This is a genomic window from Dissulfurirhabdus thermomarina (assembly GCF_012979235.1).
GTDB lineage: Bacteria > Desulfobacterota > Dissulfuribacteria > Dissulfuribacterales > Dissulfurirhabdaceae > Dissulfurirhabdus > Dissulfurirhabdus thermomarina.
The window spans coordinates 34,295-49,703 of sequence record NZ_JAATWC010000010.1 but is presented as its reverse complement, the minus strand read 5'-3'; the positions used below and the strand labels follow the sequence as shown (position 1 = coordinate 49,703).

Here is a 15,409-nt window from a genome sequence, read left to right as displayed (position 1 = left end):
TCGAGAAGCCCCGTTTAACCGCCGCCCCGTGAAGGTCGATGAGAGAAGAGACCCGCCGGGACGACCCCGCCCGGCGGAGGCGACCCATCCACCGCGGACCGGAAGGCACTCCATGGCAATCGTCCTGTCCGTCGCCTCGGGCAAGGGCGGCGTCGGCAAAACGATACTCTCCGCCAACCTGGCCCTCCACCTCGCACGGGCCGGGCGGCGGGTGGTGCTGGTGGACCTGGACGTGGGCGGGGCGGACGTCCACATGCTCTACGGCCTCTTCCACCCGGCCCACACCCTCACCGACTTCCTGGCCCGGAAGGTGGACGACCTCGACGCCGTGGCGGAGCCGCTCCCGGCCTTCCACGGGCTGCGGGTGATCACCGGGACCGGAGAGACCCTCAAGACCTCCAACCTCCCCTATGCCTCGAAGCAGCGCCTCATCCGCCACGTCCGAAGGCTGGAGGCCGACGTGGTGGTGGCCGACGTGGGCGCCGGCACCAACTACCACGCCCTCGACTTCTTTCTCATGGCGGACCTTCCCGTCTGCATCGCGACGCCGGATCCCACGTCCATCCTGGACCTCTACCGGTTCGTGAAGCTGGCCGCCATCCGGAAGGTCCTGGGCGTGCTCACCGCCCGGGGACCGCTGGGTGCGCCGCTCTCCGAGGCGGACTTCAACCGCATGGACGAGATCTTCGAGCTGGCGAGCCGGGAAGGGCCCGAGACCCGGGCCGCCGCGGAAGCGGCGCTCGCGGGCTTCATCCCCCACCTGGTGCTCAACCGGGTGGGGGCCAAGTCGCACCTGAACATCGCGCAGCTCCGGCGGCTCCTGGCCGGCTACGTGGGGGTGGATCTCCCGCTCCTGGGGGCCATCCCGGAAGACCCGGCGGTGACCGCGGCGGTCCGGGCCTACCTGCCCGTCCTGGAAGCGGCGCCGGCCTCCCCGGCCGCCCGGGCCCTGGAGGAGATCGGCACGGCCGTGGCGGAGAAGGTCGCCCGGCTGGCGGCCGCGGCCTGACCGGGGCGGCCGCGGCTGTCAGCCCGGCGCGGCCGACCCGGCCCAGGCCCGCCAGACGACCCGGCTGGAAACCAAGAGGCCGAAGCCCACGGCGATGTAGAGGCAGCCCGCCGGGGCCGCCGGGACACCGACGGCCCGGAGCCCCCGGCCGAAGAGGATCATGAGGGCCACCAGGGCCCAGTTGGAAAGGGAGAGGAACCCGCCGAGGCACCGGCCGTCCCCCCGTCGCTCGATGCGTGCCGCGATCCGGCCGGCCACCCCGTCGAGGACCCACCGGGCCTTGGCGGCGCCGGCGGCCAGCGCCCCCACCAGGACGAGGCCGCGGGTGAGATCGCCCCACGGCCGGAGCCAGGCCGCGCCGCGGGCCAGCATGACGGCGCCCACCACGGCCCAGACCAGACCGGAGACCATGAGGTGCGTCCGGCGGCAGGCCCCCGGCTTGAACCGCTCCAGGCGGTCCCGCCAACCCTCCCGATGCGGCCCCGGTGGGTGAACGGTCATGGCGCCCCTCCTCTGGACGGACCCGGTTGACGGCGGCCCCGGCGGCCGCTCATAATCGAAACCGGTCCCGGGGCCATTCATACCCCATCACCGCCCGCCATGCCAAGGAGCCGCGCCGACCGCCACGCCCCCCCGATCCACGTGGGGACCAGCGGCTGGAACTACCCCGAGTTCGAAGGGCGCCTCTACCCGCCGGGGCTCCCGCAGGCCCGGCGCCTCGAGTTCTACGCGGGCGTCTTCGGGGCCGTGGAGCTCAACGCCTCCTTCTACCGCTCCTTCCCGGCCAAGACCTGGGAGGGCTGGGCCCGGCGGACGCCCCCGGGCTTCCTCTGGGCCGTGAAGGTCCACCGCTACCTCACCCACGTCCGCCGCCTGGAGGTGGAGCCCGACTCCGCCCGCCGGATCTGGGCCGACCCCGCCCCCCTGGGGGAGAAGCTCGCCGTGGCCCTGGTCCAACTGCCCCCCGACCTTCCCTTCGACCCGGACCGCCTCGGGCGGTTCCTGGACCTGGCCGCCGGCGGCGGCCGCCTCGCCCTGGAGGCCCGCCACTCCTCCTGGCACGCCCCGGCGGCGTGGCGGTGCCTCGAGGCGCGGAACGTGGCCTGGGTGGTGGCCGACACCGCCGGCCGTTATCCCATGAGCGTCCGGGTCACCGCCGACTTCGCCTACGTGCGCCTCCACGGAGCCGAGGGGCTCTACCGGGGCCGCTACGGCGACGAGCGCCTCGGGGCCTGGCTCGAGACCATCCGCTCGTGGGGTGTCGAGACCTTCTGTTTCTTCGACAACACCGCCTCCGGGGACGCCGCCTCGGACGCCCTCCGGATGGCGGAGCTGGCGGGGCGGCGGCTTCCGCCCCCCTTCGCCGGCACCTGAAACGGAGGGACCCGCCCGGCCAGTGGACGGGTCCCTCCGGGGCTCGGTTCAGCAGCCCTCGATCTTCCGGCGCGCCGCCCGGCGCACCTTGCAGCGGACGGTGTCGCCCTGTCTCACGCCGAGCGGCTTCTCCGTCCCGATGACGAGGACCTCACCGCCCTTCGTCCCGGTCCAGGCCACGGCGGGAGAGGCCGCCTTCACCAGGGCCGCGGCCACATCGTCCGGGGAAGCCCCGGCCGGCACCAGCCCGATCACCTGCCCGACGGCCTTGGTGCCGCCGTCCGGGAGGAGCAGCACGGTTCGACCCGGCTTGGCGCCCCGAACGGCCTTGTCGTCCCGGACCACCACCAGCGGCCCGGTGGTGCCCGCGGCCGTGCAGCCCGGGCCGGCCACGGCGGCGGCCGCCTCGCAGGCGGGCGTCCCTTCCGGGAAGACCGCCGTCACCGTACCGGCCTCCGCCCGGAGGCCGCCCGCCAGGATCACCAGGGCGACGGCCCCGGCCAGCAGGATGCCCTTGCGCCCACGTGTCTTCTCCCACTTCGCATGTCGTTTCATGATGTCCTCCTTTTCTTCCGGGCCGTCGGCCCGTTCCGGCAGGGGATGCATCCCCGCCTTAGCGCTTCCTGCCGTGGCAGCCCGCGCACTTCGTGGGGCCCGCCGCCTTCCCCGCGGCCTTCATGGCCTTGTGGCAGCCCTTGCAGGTCTTGTGGTAGCCGGCGGCGAACCGCGCGGGCCCGCCCGCGCCCCGAAGCCGTTCCTCCACCCGCCGGCAGGGATCCGCGCCGAGCAGCTCCGCCTTCGAGGCCGCGCCCGGGTGGCAGGCCGCGCAGGTGAAGTCGTCCCGGTAGGCGAGGCCCGAGGCCGCCTGGTTCCCCGGGAGGTAGACCTCCGCGTGCCGCCGGTGGCTGAAGTCCGTCACCGCCTTCTTGTTCGCCGGAAGGCCCGGGATGTCCGGGCACATGGCCTGGAGATCCAGGGTGAGGGTCTCCGGCGGCTCCGCCGCCGGGGCCGGAGCAACCGCCAGGATCAAGGCGGCCGCGATCCAGGGGAGGAGCAACGGGGTGGTTCGTGGGCCTGGGTGTCGCTTCATGGTTCGTCTCCTTTCGTTCGTCGTTGTCGTCCGTGTCCCGAGGGGCGCCTGGCGCGGCGCCCGCCTTTCCTGGTTTGACTCTAGGCCCCGAACCCCTTAGCCTGAAGGGGACATCGGGCCGCGTGCCGCCCGATGTCGGGCCGGCTTCGGCCGGCGCCGGGTCGACATCGGCCCGGTCCCGGGCCCCTTGCACATGGAACACCTGGACGACAACCACGGGCAGGGCGCACCCATGGTGCGCATCGACGGCCGGGCCGCCCGGCGGAGGCGGGAAGAGCTCGGCCTCACCCAGCTCTACGTGGCCACCGCCGTGGGCGTCACCACGGACACCATCTCCCGTTGGGAGAACCGGCGAAGCCCCTCCATCAAGCGGGACAACGCCCTCCGGCTGGCCGAGGCCCTGGAGATGCCCCTGGAGGCCCTCCAGCCGGCGGAAGCGGCAGAAGGCGAGACGGCGACCGGCCGCCGCCCGTCCCGGCCCCTCGTGCTCCTCCTGGCCGTCCTGGCGGCGGCGCTGGCCGGGGGCGCGGCCTGGTGGCTGGCCCGGGGGCCCGCCCACGGGCGTATCGTGGCCGAGCGGCGGCTGCCGCCCCACGCCGCCCCGGGCGCCGCCTTCCCCGTGCTGCTCCGCCTCCAGGTGGAACGCCCGGGCGACTACTCCCTGATCCTCCGGGAGCGGCTCCCGGCGGGCTGCACCCTCCTGCGGGCCGACCCGCCGCCCACCTCCACCGCGGCGGACGGCCGGGAGCTGGTCTGGATCTTCCCGGCCAACCGGCCCCGGCTCACCTTCGGCTACGTGGCGCGCCTCGCCCCCGGGATCCCCATGGGCAGCCGGCTCGCCTTCTCGGGCCGCGTGAACTACCGCGGCGGCATGGCCCGCGGCCGCCACGAGACCGGCGGCACGGCGGCGCTCGAGGTGCGCCCCCTGCACTGGGCCGACCTCGACGGCAACCACGTCATCGACGACCAGGAGATCCTCACCGTCTACGACGTGCTGGCCCCGGCCACGAAGCTCGATATCGGGTTGAAGGAGATAGAGGCCCTCTGGGCCGCCAGCGGATACCGATGGAACGAGGACCGGAAGGAGTTCGAAGGTGAAGACTGACCCCCGCCCCGCCCGCAGGACCCAGGCCGCCGTCGTGCTCGCCCTGGCCGCCGCCCTCTGGATGGGCCTGCCGCCGGCCGCCGGCGCCGGCGTCACCGCCCGCTACGCCAAGATTCACCGAGGCGCGTGCCGCCTGGTGCTCGAGCTGACCGATCCCGCCCCCGCCACCGTGATCCTCGTCCAGCGTTTCCCGCCCGGGACCCGCCTCCTGGAGGCCGACCCGGCGCCGGCCGGGGTGGACGAGGCCCGCGGGCGGGCCAAGTGGCTGTTCAAGGCGGGACGGACCGGGAAGATCCGGGTGCGGTTCCGCCTGGAACCCCCGGGCGCAACGGCCCGCCTCCGGGGCGAGATCCGCTACCGGGACCCGGCGACCGGGCGCATGGAGACGCGGGAGGTGGCGCCGTAGGCGCAGGGCGGCCGGGGGCCTACTCCTCGACCTGGTGCGCCCGGTACTGGGCGTAGCCGTCCCGGATGGTGAGGTAGGGGTCGAGGGCGTGGCGCTTGATGTCCTCGTACTGGCCGATCTCGAGCGACGTCCGGTTGACGACCTCGGCTCCCCGCCAGGCGAGGCTCTGCCAGGGATCGAGCACCCAGGCCAGGGGATCCAGGAAGACGTCGCCCGCCAGGCCGATGCCGTCCCGGAGGCTCGAGGGACCGAGCAGGGGCAGCACGAGGTAGAAGCCGTGCCCGGCGCCGTAGGCCCCGAGGGTCTGGCCGAAGTCCTCCTCCTGGTCCCGGAGGTGGAGCCACGAGCCGGCCGGGTCGAAGAGACCCGCCACGCCCACGGTGGAATTGACCACGAAGCGGCCGAGCACCCGGGCCCCGGCCACGGGCCGGAGCTGGAAGAGGCAGTTGGCGAACCGGATGGGGGCGGCCACGTTGTGGAAGAGGCGCGAGAGGGCGTTCCGGGCGGGCTTCGGGACGACGAAGGCGTAGCCCCGGGCCACCGGCTTCAGGAACCAGAAGTAGACCTTGTCGTTGAAGGCGAAGACGGCCCGGTTGATGGGCTCGAGGGGATCTGCCACGGCGGCCGGGGCGGCCGCCTCTTCCCAGGGCGGGGCCTCCTCGGCCCACGGCTCTTCCCCAGGCCCTGATCCTGCCTCGACTCCGGGCCCGGCACCGGGCTCCACCGGCTCGGGCGCCCCCACCGCCGGAGGCCCCGCCGCCCGCGCCGGCGCGGCGGCCACGAGGCCGGCCGCGGCCAGGCCGAGGCACCCCACCATCACGATGCACGGGGCGATCCGCATGGACGGGCGGGCCGGGATCAGAACACCGAGGTCAGCCGGGAGGACAGCCCCCGGAGCCGCATGTAGACCACCCGGAGCACCGTCTTCAGGAGCCTCAGGGCGAAGTCGGGATGCCGGCCGGCCAGCTCGTCGAAGCGGTCCCGGTGGAGCACCGCCACCCGGGTGGGTTCCATGGCCACCGCGCTGGTGCAGCGCCGGGTCCCCTCCACCAGGGCGAACTCCCCCACGAAGGAACCGGGCCCGTGGACGGCCATCACCACGGAGTGGCCCTTGAACTCGGTCTCCTTGACGATCTTCACCCGGCCCGAGAGGATGAAGGCCACGAAGTCCGCCGGCTCGTTCTCGCGGTAGAGGGCCTCGCCCGGCTCGAGGTCGCGCCGTTCGAAGTAACAGTAGATGCCGTCGGCCTCCGCCTCGGCGAGGAAGCGGAAGAGCTCCATCTCTTCCTTGAGCTCCAGGCAGGTCCCCTCGGGACGGGGCGCCCGGACGGCCTCCTGGAAGTCGGCCCGGCGGGCGGTTTCGGCTCCCTTGGTCTCCATGTGGCCTCCGGTTCCGACCCGCCCCTCAGGAGGCGGAGGGCCGGTCGAGTTCTTCCACCTTGGTCCGCATGCGGCGGATGAGCCCGTCGTAGCCCTCCCGCTTGAGGATGGTCGCGTAGCTGGCCCGGTAGTTGGAGACCAGGCTGATCCCCTCGATGATCACGTCGTAGACCCACCAGGCGCCGCCGCGCTGGAGGAGGTGGTAGGTCACGGGGATCTCCTTGGTCTCGGTGCGGATCACGGTGAAGACCCGGGCGTACCTCCCCCGGGTTTCCTCCTTGGGGTAGAGGATGGTCTCGTTGTGGTAGGTATCGATCTTGTCGAGGTAGGAGGCCTCGAGGAGCCGGGTGAAGAGCTCGATGAACTGCCGCTGTTCCTCGGGCGAAAGGCGCCGCCAGTTCACCCCGAGGACCCGGCGCGACATCTCCTCGAAGTCGAAGCGCGCCCGGACCAGGGCCCGGATGCGGGCCCGGCGCTCCGGCCGGGGGAGATCCTGCTTGAGGACCGCCACCACCCCGTCCACCGTCTGCCGGATGAGGGCGCCGGGGGTCGGGCCGGCGGCGGGCGCCGGGAGGACGGGGGAGAGGACCAGGGCAAGCCCGGCGAGCAGGAGGGCGGCGGCCCGGGAAACGGGTCTATTTTTCGAAGACATACTTGCTGATCAGCTCCTCGAGGTTCACGGCCGACTCGGTCTCCATGATCTCGCCGCCCGGGGGAATGAGGTCGGGGCTGCCGCCGGGCTTGATCTCCACGAAGCGATCCCCGATGATCCCGGCGGTCCGGATGGAGGCGATGCAGTCCTCCTGGAGGGGGACGCCCTTCCGGATCCGGAGGCGGACCACCGCCTCGAAGCGGTCCGGATCGAGGCGGATGTCGGCCACATTGCCCACGGGGACCCCGGCGATCTCCACGGTGGCGTCCTTTTTGAGGCCCGAGACCGAGGTGAACCGGGCCACCACCGGGTAGCTCTCGTCCCGGAAGAGCCCCACGTCGCCGAGACGCACGGCCAGGTAGGCCAGGCAGGCGAAACCGGCCACCAGGAAGAGACCCACCACGGTTTCAAGGTTGAAGCGTTTCACAGGGGCATCATTCCTTCCCGGAACTCGTCCGTATCATAAATGGTCCCCATGGTGGATTCAATGAAGTCCTTCACGTAGGGGTTGGAGGAGAGCTGGAATTCCTCGGGCGGGAGGCAGGCCTGGACCTTGCCGCCGGCCACGAGGGCCACGTAGTCGGCCAGTTTGAAGATCTTCGGGGCGTCGTGGCTCACGATCACCGCCGTGTAGCCCAGCTGCTGCTGCGCCCGGTAGAAGAGGCGGTAGATCTCGGTGCTCCGCTTGACGTCCAGGCCGGTGGTGGGCTCGTCGAAGAAGACCACCTTGGGGTCGAGCACCAGGGCCCGGGCGAGCCCCGCCCGCTTCTGCATGCCGCCGCTGAGCTGGGCGGGGTACTTCTCCTCCACGCCCTCGAGGTCCATCATGGCGAGCTTCTCCCGGACGATGCGACGGACCTCGTCCTCCGGGAGCCGCGTCCGCTCCCGGAGGGGGAGGGCCACGTTGTCGTAGATGTTCATGGAGTCGAAGAGGGCCACGCCCTGGAAGAGGACCCCGAAGTTCAGCCGGACCCGGCGGAGCTCCCGGGTCTTCATGCGCGTGATGTCCCGGCCGTCGAAGAGGATCCGCCCCCGGTCCGGGCGGAGCAGCCCCAGCATGTGCTTGATGATGACGGACTTGCCCTCGCCGCTCGCCCCCACGATGACGGTGGTCTTCCCCTCGGCCACGTCGAGGTCCACGCCGTCCAGGACCTTCTGGCGCCCGAAGGACTTCTCCACCCCGATCATCTGGATGATGGGCCGTGTCGCTTCCATGCCGCCGCTCACATCAGGATGGCCGTGATGAGGTAGTCCATGACGAGCACCGCCACGGACGAGGCCACCACGGCGTTGGTGGTGACCCGGCTGACCCCCTCGGCGCCGAAGCCGCCGGAGCGCTCGTGGTGGAGGAAGTAGCCCTTGGAGGTGGAGATCCAGACCACCAGGAGCCCGAAGCACAGGGATTTCACCAGCCCCATGGAGACGTCCTTCCAGACCACGCTGTGGACCATGCCCTGGTAGTAGGCGCCCGCGCTGACCCCGAGGAGGTTGACCCCCACGAAGCGCCCGCCGGCGATGCCCACCACGTCGAAGATGCTGGTCAAGAGCGGCAGGCAGACCAGGGCCGCCACGAACTTGGGCACCATGAGGTACTTGTGGGGGTCGATGGCCATGCACTCCAGGGCGTCGATCTGCTCGGAGTTCCGCATGATGCCGATCTCGGCGCACATGGCCGACCCCGCCCGGCCCGTCACCATGAGGGCGGTGAGCACCGGCCCCAGCTCCCGGATGAGGCTCAGGGCCACGGCGGAGCCCAGCGCCCCCTCCGACCCGTACTGCCGCAGGGTGTAGTAGCCCTGGAGGCCCAGGACCATCCCGGTGAAGGCCCCGGTGAAGAGGATCACGAAGACCGACTTGGCCCCGATGAAGTGGATCTGGCGCAGGATGGGCCGGAACTTGTAGGGGGGCAGGAGCGCCTGGACGCAGCACTGCCCGAGGAAGATCCCCATCCGCCCGTACTGGTTGAGGTAGTAGAGGGCGTTGTCGCCGATCCACTCGAAGATGCGGAAGATGCCCATGCGCCGTCCCGGTTGCGGAGGAATACCGCGCGGGAGCGCCGCCGCCCCCGGCCCCTGCATGGTGACCGATCCCGGCCGCGGGGTCAAGCCGGGCGCCCCCGCGCCGCCCCTACCCGCCCCCCGCGGCCTCGGCCACGAAGCGGTCGAGGTCGTCCCGGCGGCCGAGCACCAGGAGGGTGTCGCCGGCCCGGAACCGGATGGAGGGCGGGGGCGCGATGGTGACCTCTTCATCGCCGGCCCGCTTGACCCCGATGACGTAGACGCCGAACCGGCTCCGGATCGCCAGCTCCACCAGGGACTTGCCGACGAAGCCCTCGGGGGCCGGGACCTCCACGATGGCGGTCTCGGGCGAGAGGGCGATGTGGTCCACGAGGTTCGGCAAGAGGAGCTGCCGCGCCACCCGGTCGGCCATGTCCCTTTCCGGGAAGACCACCAGGTCGGCCCCCATGAGCCGGAGGGCCTCGCCCTTCTCCCGGGTGTCCACCTGGGCCACCACCCGCCGGACCCCGGTGTGCTGCCGCAGGTGGTTCACCAGCAGGACCGAGACGTCGAAGGAATGCCGCAGCCCGATGACCACGGTGTCCATTTCGAAGACGCCGAGGTGCTCCAGGGCGGCGAAGTCCATGAGATCGGCGGCCACGGCCCGGCCCGCCAGGTTGGCCACCTGCTGGACGAGCCGCGGGTCGCGGTCGGCGGCCAGCACGTCGGCCCCCGCCCGGCACAGTTCCGCGGCCACCTGGAAGCCGAACTTGCTGAGGCCGAGAACGGCGAAGCTTTCCGAAGGTTTCTTCATGTCACGGCACCTCCGCGGGGCGCGCCCGGCTACCCCACCATGAGATCCTCCTCTGGGTAGGTATAGAACAGCCGCGGCCGCTCCCCCACCAGGGACGACACCAGCACCAGGGGCCCGATCCGCCCGGTGAACATGCATGCCATGAGGACCACCCGCCCGGCCTCGCTGAGCTGCCCGGTGACGCCCGTGGAGAGACCCACCGTCCCCACGGCGCTCATCACCTCGAAGAGGTGCTCGAGGAAGAGACCCCGGCTGGCCACGTGGGGCACCTCCCCGAACTCCGTGGCCTGGAGCACCGTCATGGCGAGCAGCACCACGGCCGCGTAGAGCACCACCACGCCGAGGGCCTTGGAGACCACCTCGAAGGGGATGCTCCGCCCCAGGGCCTCGGGGCGGGGGCGGTTCCGGAGCCGGGCCCGGACCAGCGCCCCCACGACGCCCAGGGTGGTGGTCTTGACCCCTCCGCCCGTGGAGCCGGGGGAGGCACCCACGAACATGAGTACCATGAGCACCAGCAGGCTCATGTTGGTGAGCTGCCCGGTGGGGACGGTGTTGAAGCCCGCGGTCCGCGCCATCACCGAGAGGAAGGCCGCCTCGAGGCACTTGATGCCCCAGGACTGGTGGAAGGCGGGGTTGTCCCACTCGAAGGCCAGGAAGAGGGCGGCCCCGCAGGCCACCAGCCCGGCGGTGAGCCGCAGGACGAACCGGCTGTGGAAGGAGAGCCGGCGCCGGCGGCCGGCCAGGCGCGCCCGGGCCTGTTCCACGAGGTCCACGGCCACCACGAACCCCATCCCGCCCGCCACCACCAGGGCCATCACCACGGCGTTGACCACGGGGTCCGCCTGGTAGCGGGAGAGGCTGTCGGGAAAGGGGCTGAAGCCGGCGTTGCAGAAGGCGGAGATGGAATGGAAAACGCCCAGCCAGAGGGCCTTGCGGGCGGGGTAGTCCGCGGCGAACCGGGCGGCGAGACACGCGGCGCCGGCCCCTTCCGCCGCCGCCGTGAAGAGGATGACCCCGCACAGGACCTTGGCCGGCGGGGTGGCGTAGAGGGCGCCGAAGACGTCCCGGGTGCCGGCGGCCCCGGCCGCCCCCATCCGGCCCCGGACGGAGAGCAGGATGAAGTTGGAGATGGTGAGCAGCCCGAGCCCCCCGGCCTGGATGAGGAGCAGGAGGATCACCTGCCCCCGGAAGGTCAGCCCGGTGCCGACGTCCACCACGCTGAGCCCCGTGACGCAGACGGCGCTGGTGGCCATGAAGGCGGCGGCGAGACCCCCGGGGTGCCCGGCGAACCCGTACCGGTCCAGCAGGACGGCCCCCGCCGCGATGAGCAGCAGGAACGTCGAGACGATCTGGACCCCGGGACGCCTGAACCCGACCATGGTACGCCGGTCCTCCCTTCGGGCACGGCGGCTCTCCCGTCCGCCGCCGGCCACGGACCTTCTACCACGGCGGGGGCCGGCCGGCAAAGCCGCCGGGGTGCACGGGGGCGGCGGCTCAGACGGGTTCCGTGTCGTCCGGCGGCAGCGCCGGGGCGAAGTGGTTGAAGGCGGCCACCACCCCCAGGGCGAAGAGCGCCGTCCCGGCGCCCAGGAGGGCGGCCACGGCCACCGGGGCCATGAGGGCCAGGCGGATGAAGACCGTGGACACGGCGAAGGCGGAGTTCCGGAAGGCCATCCGGTACCCGGAACCGTACCGGAGGGAGAGCAAGACGATCAGGATGTCGCTGAAGATGAGCAGCGTGTAGAAGGAAGCGAAGGTGTCCACATCCCCGCCGCTCATCACCAGGCGGCCGAGGTCCAGGAGGCCCATCCCGGTGAAGGCGGCCAGCAGCGCCAGGGCCACCCCCTTCTTGGCCGCCACGAAGGCGGCGCAGTCGGCCTCCTCGGCCTGCATGGGGTCGCGCCGGAGCGCCCTGTAGTACAGGCCGAGCACCACGAAGATCACCAGGGCGGCCGCGGCCGCCGCGGCCATGCCGCCGACGGCCCCGCCGATCTGGGGCCACGCCAGGGGCTCCGTGAACTCCGCGAATTCCTTGAAGGTGTCCCGAAGGAGGATCAGGGAGAGCACCTCGAACTGCTTGCCCAGGGAGACGGAGACCGACTGCGCCAGGGTGAAGATGAGGGAGAGGACCTCCACCACCAGGAGCAGGGTGAAGGCGAAGCGCACCGCGGCCAGGTGGTTGACGGGAAGGATCCCGGCGGCCGGCGCCGGCAGGAGGTGCCGGCGGTTGGCCTCGATGAGGAGCACCGCGCCCAGGAAGGCCAGGGCGAGCCCCGTCCCGAGCACGGGGCGGAGCCGGGGCGATTCCCATCCGGCCCGGAGCCGGTCGAAGCATCTGATGTGGAGGGATGCGGCATGCATGGGGGATCTCGTTCGCCGCCGGCGCGGCGGCCGGTCACTCCTTGAAGACCTCGGGCGTGTGGCGGACGATCTCCGCCTCCACCAGGTAGACCACGTCCTCGGCGATGTTGGTGGCATGGTCGGCGATGCGCTCGAGGTGACGCCCGATGGAGAGCATGTGGATCAGGCAGTTGACCCGGTCGGGGTGCCGTGCGAGTTCCTCCTTCATGACGGCGTACATCTCGCGGTTCATGGCGTCCACGTCGTCGTCCTCGGCCCGCACCCGGTGAGCCAGCCGGACGTCGAGGTTCACCAGGGCGTCGATGCTCCGCGAGAGCATCCCCTGGGCCTTCTCGGCCATGCCCTCGAAGTCGAAGGGCATGCAGATCCGCTCCTGGGTGGCGAGGAAGGCGGCCCGCTCGGCGATGTTCACCGCGAGGTCGCCGACGCGCTCGAGGTCGCTGTTGATCTTCAAGACGGCGATGATGAACCGGAGGTCGATGGCCACCGGCTGGTAGAGGGCGAGGAGTTTGAGGCACTCCTCCTCGATGTCCACCTCCATCTGATCCACCTCGATGTCGCCCTGGATGACCTCCTCGGCCATCGGGGCGTTGCGTTCCATGACGGCCTGGGTGGCCTTGTGGACGCTTTCCTCCACCACGGCGCTCATGGCCAGGAGCTGCTTCTTGAGGTTTTCGATGTCGCGCTGGAGATGCTTGGACATGGGGGCCTCCCGGTTCGCCTTACCCGAACCGCCCGGTGATGTAGTCCTCGGTCTGTTTCTTGGAAGGATTGGTGAAGATCTGCTCCGTGGCGCCGAACTCCACCAGGCGGCCCTCGTAGAAGAAGGCGGTGTAGTCCGAGACCCGGGCCGCCTGCTGCATGTTGTGGGTGACGATGACGATGGTGTAGTCGGCGCGCAGTTCCCCGATGAGCTCCTCCACCCGCGCCGTGGAGCGGGGGTCCAGGGCCGAGGCCGGCTCGTCCATGAGGAGGATCTCCGGCCCCACCGCCAGGGCCCGGGCGATGCAGAGCCGCTGCTGCTGCCCGCCGGAAAGGCCCATGGCGTTGGCGTCGAGCCGGTCCTTGACCTCGTCCCAGAGCCCGGCCCGGACGAGGCTCCGCTCCACGATCTCGGCCAGCTGGCGGCGGTTCCGCACCCCGTGGATCCGGGGACCGTAGGCCACGTTGTCGAAGATGGACTTGGGGAAGGGGTTGGACTTCTGGAAGACCATGCCCACGCGCTTCCTGAGCCGCACCACGTCGGTTCCCGGGGCGTAGATGTCCTCCCCGTCGATCAGGACCCGGCCCTCCACCCGGGCCCCGTCCACGATGTCGTTCATGCGGTCCAGGGTGCGGAGGAAGGTGGATTTTCCGCACCCGGAGGGCCCGATGAGGGCGGTCACCCGCCGGGCCTCGACGTCCATGTCGATGCCGAAGAGGGCCTGGGTGGCCCCGTAGTAGAAGTTGAGGCCCCGGACCTGGATCTTGATCTCGCCGGACGGCCGGCGGATGCGTCGCGCTACCATCGGTATCTTTTCCGGTAGTGGAGGCGGAGCAGCACCGCCCCGAGGCTCATGCCGAGCACCAGGACGAGCAGCACGAAGGCCGTCCCGTACTGCATGGGGAGCACCTTCTCGGCCTCCGGGTGTTGGGTGGCCAGCACGTAGAGATGGTACGGCAGCGCCATCACCTGGTCAAAGACGGACTTCGGCAGCTGCGGGAGGTAGAAGGCCGCCACGGTGAGCAGGATGGGCGCCGTCTCGCCGGCCGCGCGGCCGATGGCCAGGATGGAGCCGGTGATCATCCCCGAGACGGCGTAGGGCAGGACGTTGGTCCGGATGGTCTGCCACTTGGTGGCGCCCAGGGCCAGGCTCGCCTCCCGGAGCCCCTTCGGGACCGCCTGGAGGGCCTCCTCGCTGGCCACCACGATGGTCGGCAGCACCATGCAGGCCAGGGTCAGGCTGCCGGCCAGGATGGAGGCGCCGAAATCCAGGAAGATCACGAAGAGGCCCAGGCCGAAGAGGCCGAAGACGATGGAGGGGACGCCGGCCAGGGTCACCACGGCCAGCCGCACGAGCCGGGTGAAGCGCCCCTGCCGGGCGTACTCCGAAAGGTACACCGCGGCCCCGATGCCCAGGGGGAGCGCCGCCGCGATGGTGCCCGCCGAGAGGCAGAGGGTACCCACGATGGCGGGGAGGATCCCGCCCTCCGCGCCGCTCCGGCGGGGGAAGCCGGTCACGAACTCCCAGCTCATCACCGGCAGCCCGTGCCGGATCACGTCGAAGAGGATGTAGCCCACCACGGCCACGATGAGGTAGGTGACCAGGCGGAGGCCCCAGAAGCCCGCGCGCTCGAGGTGTTCCCGCCTCATTTCATCATCCCGTAGCGCTTGAGGACCCGCTGGGCCACCAGGTTGATGGCGAAGGTGGCGGCGAGCAGCACCACGCCCACGCAGAAGAGGGCCCGGTAGTGGTCGCTCCCGAAGGGCACCTCCCCCATCTCCGCCGCGATGGTGGCGGTCATGGTGCGGACCGGGTCCAGGGGCGAGAAGGTGATGATGGGGGAGTTGCCGGTGACCATCATGACCGCCATGGTCTCGCCGACGATGCGCCCCATGCCCAGCATCACCGCGGCGATGATGCCCGGCAGCGCCGCCGGCACCGTGACCCGCCAGATGGTCTGGAAGGGGCTCGCCCCCAGGGCCAGCGAGGCCTGCTTGTACGAGCGGGGCACGCTGTTGATGGCGTCCTCGGAGATGGAGATGATGGTGGGCACCGCCATGAGGGCCAGCAGCAGGGCGCCGGTCAGGGCGTTGAGCCCCGTGTAGAGCCCGAAGGCCCGCTTCACCAGGGGCGCCACCACCACCAGGCCGAAGAAGCCCAGCACCACCGAGGGGATGGAGGCCAGGATCTCGATGAAGGGCTTCAGGAACTCGCGCTCGGCGGGCCGGGCCACCTCGGCGATGTAGACGGCCCCGAAGACGGAGAAGGGCACGCTGAAGACCGTGGCGAGCGCCGTCACCAGCGTGGAGCCCGCCGCCAGGGGGGCCAGGCCGTAGCGTTCCCGGACGAAGGAGACCGGGGCCCAGCGGGTGTCGAGGAGCGCCCCGAGCCCCGGCTCTTTGAGGAACGGGAGGGCCTCCTTGCCGAGGAAGACGAAGATGAGCGCCACCACCAGGATGCTGGTGGAGGCCGCCGCGAGCAGCAGGAGGTGGATGGCCCTTTCCCGGAACATCGCCC

Annotated in this window: 20 protein-coding genes; 4 read left to right on the top strand and 16 right to left on the bottom strand. The window is 71.4% G+C overall.

Features of this window, described 5'->3' with window-relative positions; genetic code table 11:
- The first annotated feature begins 112 nt into the window (after positions 1-112).
- Complete coding sequence (locus HCU62_RS10370) at positions 113-1,009, top strand: nucleotide-binding protein (RefSeq protein WP_163299080.1); 897 nt, start codon at positions 113-115, stop codon at positions 1,007-1,009.
- A gap of 18 nt (positions 1,010-1,027) precedes the next feature.
- On the opposite strand, the gene HCU62_RS10365 is transcribed toward HCU62_RS10370, so the two are convergent.
- Entirely contained in the window at positions 1,028-1,510 is a 483-nt protein-coding gene (locus tag HCU62_RS10365) for a hypothetical protein (RefSeq protein ID WP_163299081.1), read from the bottom strand.
- Between the two features lie 99 nt (positions 1,511-1,609).
- Here HCU62_RS10365 and HCU62_RS10360 point away from each other — a divergent pair, with 99 nt between their 5' ends.
- Positions 1,610-2,383 carry a DUF72 domain-containing protein gene (locus tag HCU62_RS10360; RefSeq protein WP_163299082.1) on the top strand — a complete coding sequence of 258 codons (774 nt, stop codon included), beginning with the start codon at positions 1,610-1,612 and terminating at the stop codon, positions 2,381-2,383.
- A 48-nt stretch (positions 2,384-2,431) separates the two neighbouring features.
- Here HCU62_RS10360 and HCU62_RS10355 read toward each other — a convergent pair whose 3' ends face one another.
- Positions 2,432-2,938 carry a hypothetical protein gene (locus HCU62_RS10355; protein ID WP_163299083.1) on the bottom strand — a complete coding sequence of 169 codons (507 nt, stop codon included), beginning with the start codon at positions 2,936-2,938 and terminating at the stop codon, positions 2,432-2,434.
- Positions 2,939-2,996: 58 nt separating this feature from the next.
- Complete coding sequence (locus tag HCU62_RS10350; RefSeq protein WP_163299084.1) at positions 2,997-3,473, bottom strand: cytochrome c3 family protein; 477 nt, start codon at positions 3,471-3,473, stop codon at positions 2,997-2,999.
- A 193-nt stretch (positions 3,474-3,666) separates the two neighbouring features.
- Here HCU62_RS10350 and HCU62_RS12725 point away from each other — a divergent pair, with 193 nt between their 5' ends.
- A complete protein-coding gene (locus HCU62_RS12725) occupies positions 3,667-4,578 on the top strand; it encodes a helix-turn-helix transcriptional regulator (protein WP_163299085.1) in 912 nt (303 codons plus the stop codon).
- Positions 4,568-4,984 carry a hypothetical protein gene (locus HCU62_RS10340; protein WP_163299086.1) on the top strand — a complete coding sequence of 139 codons (417 nt, stop codon included), beginning with the start codon at positions 4,568-4,570 and terminating at the stop codon, positions 4,982-4,984. The genes HCU62_RS12725 and HCU62_RS10340 overlap by 11 nt, the downstream gene beginning before the upstream one ends.
- Before the next feature lie 19 nt (positions 4,985-5,003).
- On the opposite strand, the gene HCU62_RS10335 is transcribed toward HCU62_RS10340, so the two are convergent.
- The 13 genes from HCU62_RS10335 to pstC form a co-directional block, all read right to left on the bottom strand.
- A complete protein-coding gene (locus tag HCU62_RS10335; protein WP_163299087.1) occupies positions 5,004-5,825 on the bottom strand; it encodes an MlaA family lipoprotein in 822 nt (273 codons plus the stop codon).
- Positions 5,826-5,842: 17 nt separating this feature from the next.
- Positions 5,843-6,364: a Crp/Fnr family transcriptional regulator gene (locus tag HCU62_RS10330; protein WP_163299088.1), complete on the bottom strand. Its 522-nt coding sequence runs from the start codon at positions 6,362-6,364 to the stop codon at positions 5,843-5,845.
- Between the two features lie 25 nt (positions 6,365-6,389).
- Entirely contained in the window at positions 6,390-7,016 is a 627-nt protein-coding gene (locus tag HCU62_RS10325) for an MlaC/ttg2D family ABC transporter substrate-binding protein (protein WP_163299089.1), read from the bottom strand.
- The gene (mlaD, locus tag HCU62_RS10320; RefSeq protein WP_163299090.1) at positions 7,000-7,443 is read right to left on the bottom strand and encodes an outer membrane lipid asymmetry maintenance protein MlaD; all 444 of its coding nucleotides are present in this window, start codon (positions 7,441-7,443) and stop codon (positions 7,000-7,002) included. Before mlaD ends, HCU62_RS10325 begins: the two co-directional genes overlap by 17 nt.
- Positions 7,440-8,231, bottom strand: a complete 792-nt coding sequence (locus HCU62_RS10315; protein ID WP_163299091.1) for an ABC transporter ATP-binding protein — start codon at positions 8,229-8,231, stop codon at positions 7,440-7,442. The genes mlaD and HCU62_RS10315 overlap by 4 nt, the downstream gene beginning before the upstream one ends.
- Positions 8,232-8,239: 8 nt before the next feature.
- Positions 8,240-9,034 (bottom strand): MlaE family ABC transporter permease, encoded by a 795-nt coding sequence (locus HCU62_RS10310; protein ID WP_163299092.1) that lies wholly within the window; start codon positions 9,032-9,034, stop codon positions 8,240-8,242.
- Positions 9,035-9,143: 109 nt separating this feature from the next.
- Positions 9,144-9,827 (bottom strand): potassium channel family protein, encoded by a 684-nt coding sequence (locus HCU62_RS10305; RefSeq protein WP_163298519.1) that lies wholly within the window; start codon positions 9,825-9,827, stop codon positions 9,144-9,146.
- A gap of 29 nt (positions 9,828-9,856) precedes the next feature.
- The gene (locus tag HCU62_RS10300; protein ID WP_309474789.1) at positions 9,857-11,260 is read right to left on the bottom strand and encodes a TrkH family potassium uptake protein; all 1,404 of its coding nucleotides are present in this window, start codon (positions 11,258-11,260) and stop codon (positions 9,857-9,859) included.
- Positions 11,261-11,321: 61 nt separating this feature from the next.
- A complete protein-coding gene (locus HCU62_RS10295) occupies positions 11,322-12,188 on the bottom strand; it encodes a hypothetical protein (protein ID WP_163298521.1) in 867 nt (288 codons plus the stop codon).
- A 34-nt stretch (positions 12,189-12,222) separates the two neighbouring features.
- A complete protein-coding gene (gene phoU, locus HCU62_RS10290) occupies positions 12,223-12,891 on the bottom strand; it encodes a phosphate signaling complex protein PhoU (protein ID WP_163298522.1) in 669 nt (222 codons plus the stop codon).
- 19 nt (positions 12,892-12,910) lie between these two features.
- Positions 12,911-13,696 carry a phosphate ABC transporter ATP-binding protein PstB gene (gene pstB, locus HCU62_RS10285; protein ID WP_163298523.1) on the bottom strand — a complete coding sequence of 262 codons (786 nt, stop codon included), beginning with the start codon at positions 13,694-13,696 and terminating at the stop codon, positions 12,911-12,913.
- Positions 13,690-14,541 (bottom strand): phosphate ABC transporter permease PstA, encoded by an 852-nt coding sequence (pstA, locus tag HCU62_RS10280; RefSeq protein WP_163298524.1) that lies wholly within the window; start codon positions 14,539-14,541, stop codon positions 13,690-13,692. The genes pstB and pstA overlap by 7 nt, the downstream gene beginning before the upstream one ends.
- Positions 14,538-15,404, bottom strand: coding sequence for a phosphate ABC transporter permease subunit PstC (gene pstC / locus HCU62_RS10275; protein WP_163298525.1), 867 nt, complete (start codon positions 15,402-15,404; stop codon positions 14,538-14,540). The genes pstA and pstC overlap by 4 nt, the downstream gene beginning before the upstream one ends.
- Between the last annotated feature and the right edge of the window lie 5 nt (positions 15,405-15,409).

Coding starts and splice junctions, on each gene's coding strand:
- HCU62_RS10325 (WP_163299089.1), bottom strand. CDS start 7,016: ATGTCTTCGAAAAATAGACCCGTTTCCCGGGCCGCCGCCCTCCTGCTC.
- phoU (WP_163298522.1), bottom strand. CDS start 12,891: ATGTCCAAGCATCTCCAGCGCGACATCGAAAACCTCAAGAAGCAGCTC.
- HCU62_RS10330 (WP_163299088.1), bottom strand. CDS start 6,364: ATGGAGACCAAGGGAGCCGAAACCGCCCGCCGGGCCGACTTCCAGGAG.
- HCU62_RS10370 (WP_163299080.1), top strand. CDS start 113: ATGGCAATCGTCCTGTCCGTCGCCTCGGGCAAGGGCGGCGTCGGCAAA.
- HCU62_RS10360 (WP_163299082.1), top strand. CDS start 1,610: ATGCCAAGGAGCCGCGCCGACCGCCACGCCCCCCCGATCCACGTGGGG.
- HCU62_RS12725 (WP_163299085.1), top strand. CDS start 3,667: ATGGAACACCTGGACGACAACCACGGGCAGGGCGCACCCATGGTGCGC.
- HCU62_RS10310 (WP_163299092.1), bottom strand. CDS start 9,034: ATGGGCATCTTCCGCATCTTCGAGTGGATCGGCGACAACGCCCTCTAC.
- HCU62_RS10305 (WP_163298519.1), bottom strand. CDS start 9,827: ATGAAGAAACCTTCGGAAAGCTTCGCCGTTCTCGGCCTCAGCAAGTTC.
- HCU62_RS10355 (WP_163299083.1), bottom strand. CDS start 2,938: ATGAAACGACATGCGAAGTGGGAGAAGACACGTGGGCGCAAGGGCATC.
- HCU62_RS10365 (WP_163299081.1), bottom strand. CDS start 1,510: ATGACCGTTCACCCACCGGGGCCGCATCGGGAGGGTTGGCGGGACCGC.
- pstB (WP_163298523.1), bottom strand. CDS start 13,696: ATGGTAGCGCGACGCATCCGCCGGCCGTCCGGCGAGATCAAGATCCAG.
- HCU62_RS10335 (WP_163299087.1), bottom strand. CDS start 5,825: ATGCGGATCGCCCCGTGCATCGTGATGGTGGGGTGCCTCGGCCTGGCC.
- pstA (WP_163298524.1), bottom strand. CDS start 14,541: ATGAGGCGGGAACACCTCGAGCGCGCGGGCTTCTGGGGCCTCCGCCTG.
- pstC (WP_163298525.1), bottom strand. CDS start 15,404: ATGTTCCGGGAAAGGGCCATCCACCTCCTGCTGCTCGCGGCGGCCTCC.
- HCU62_RS10315 (WP_163299091.1), bottom strand. CDS start 8,231: ATGGAAGCGACACGGCCCATCATCCAGATGATCGGGGTGGAGAAGTCC.
- HCU62_RS10350 (WP_163299084.1), bottom strand. CDS start 3,473: ATGAAGCGACACCCAGGCCCACGAACCACCCCGTTGCTCCTCCCCTGG.
- HCU62_RS10295 (WP_163298521.1), bottom strand. CDS start 12,188: ATGCATGCCGCATCCCTCCACATCAGATGCTTCGACCGGCTCCGGGCC.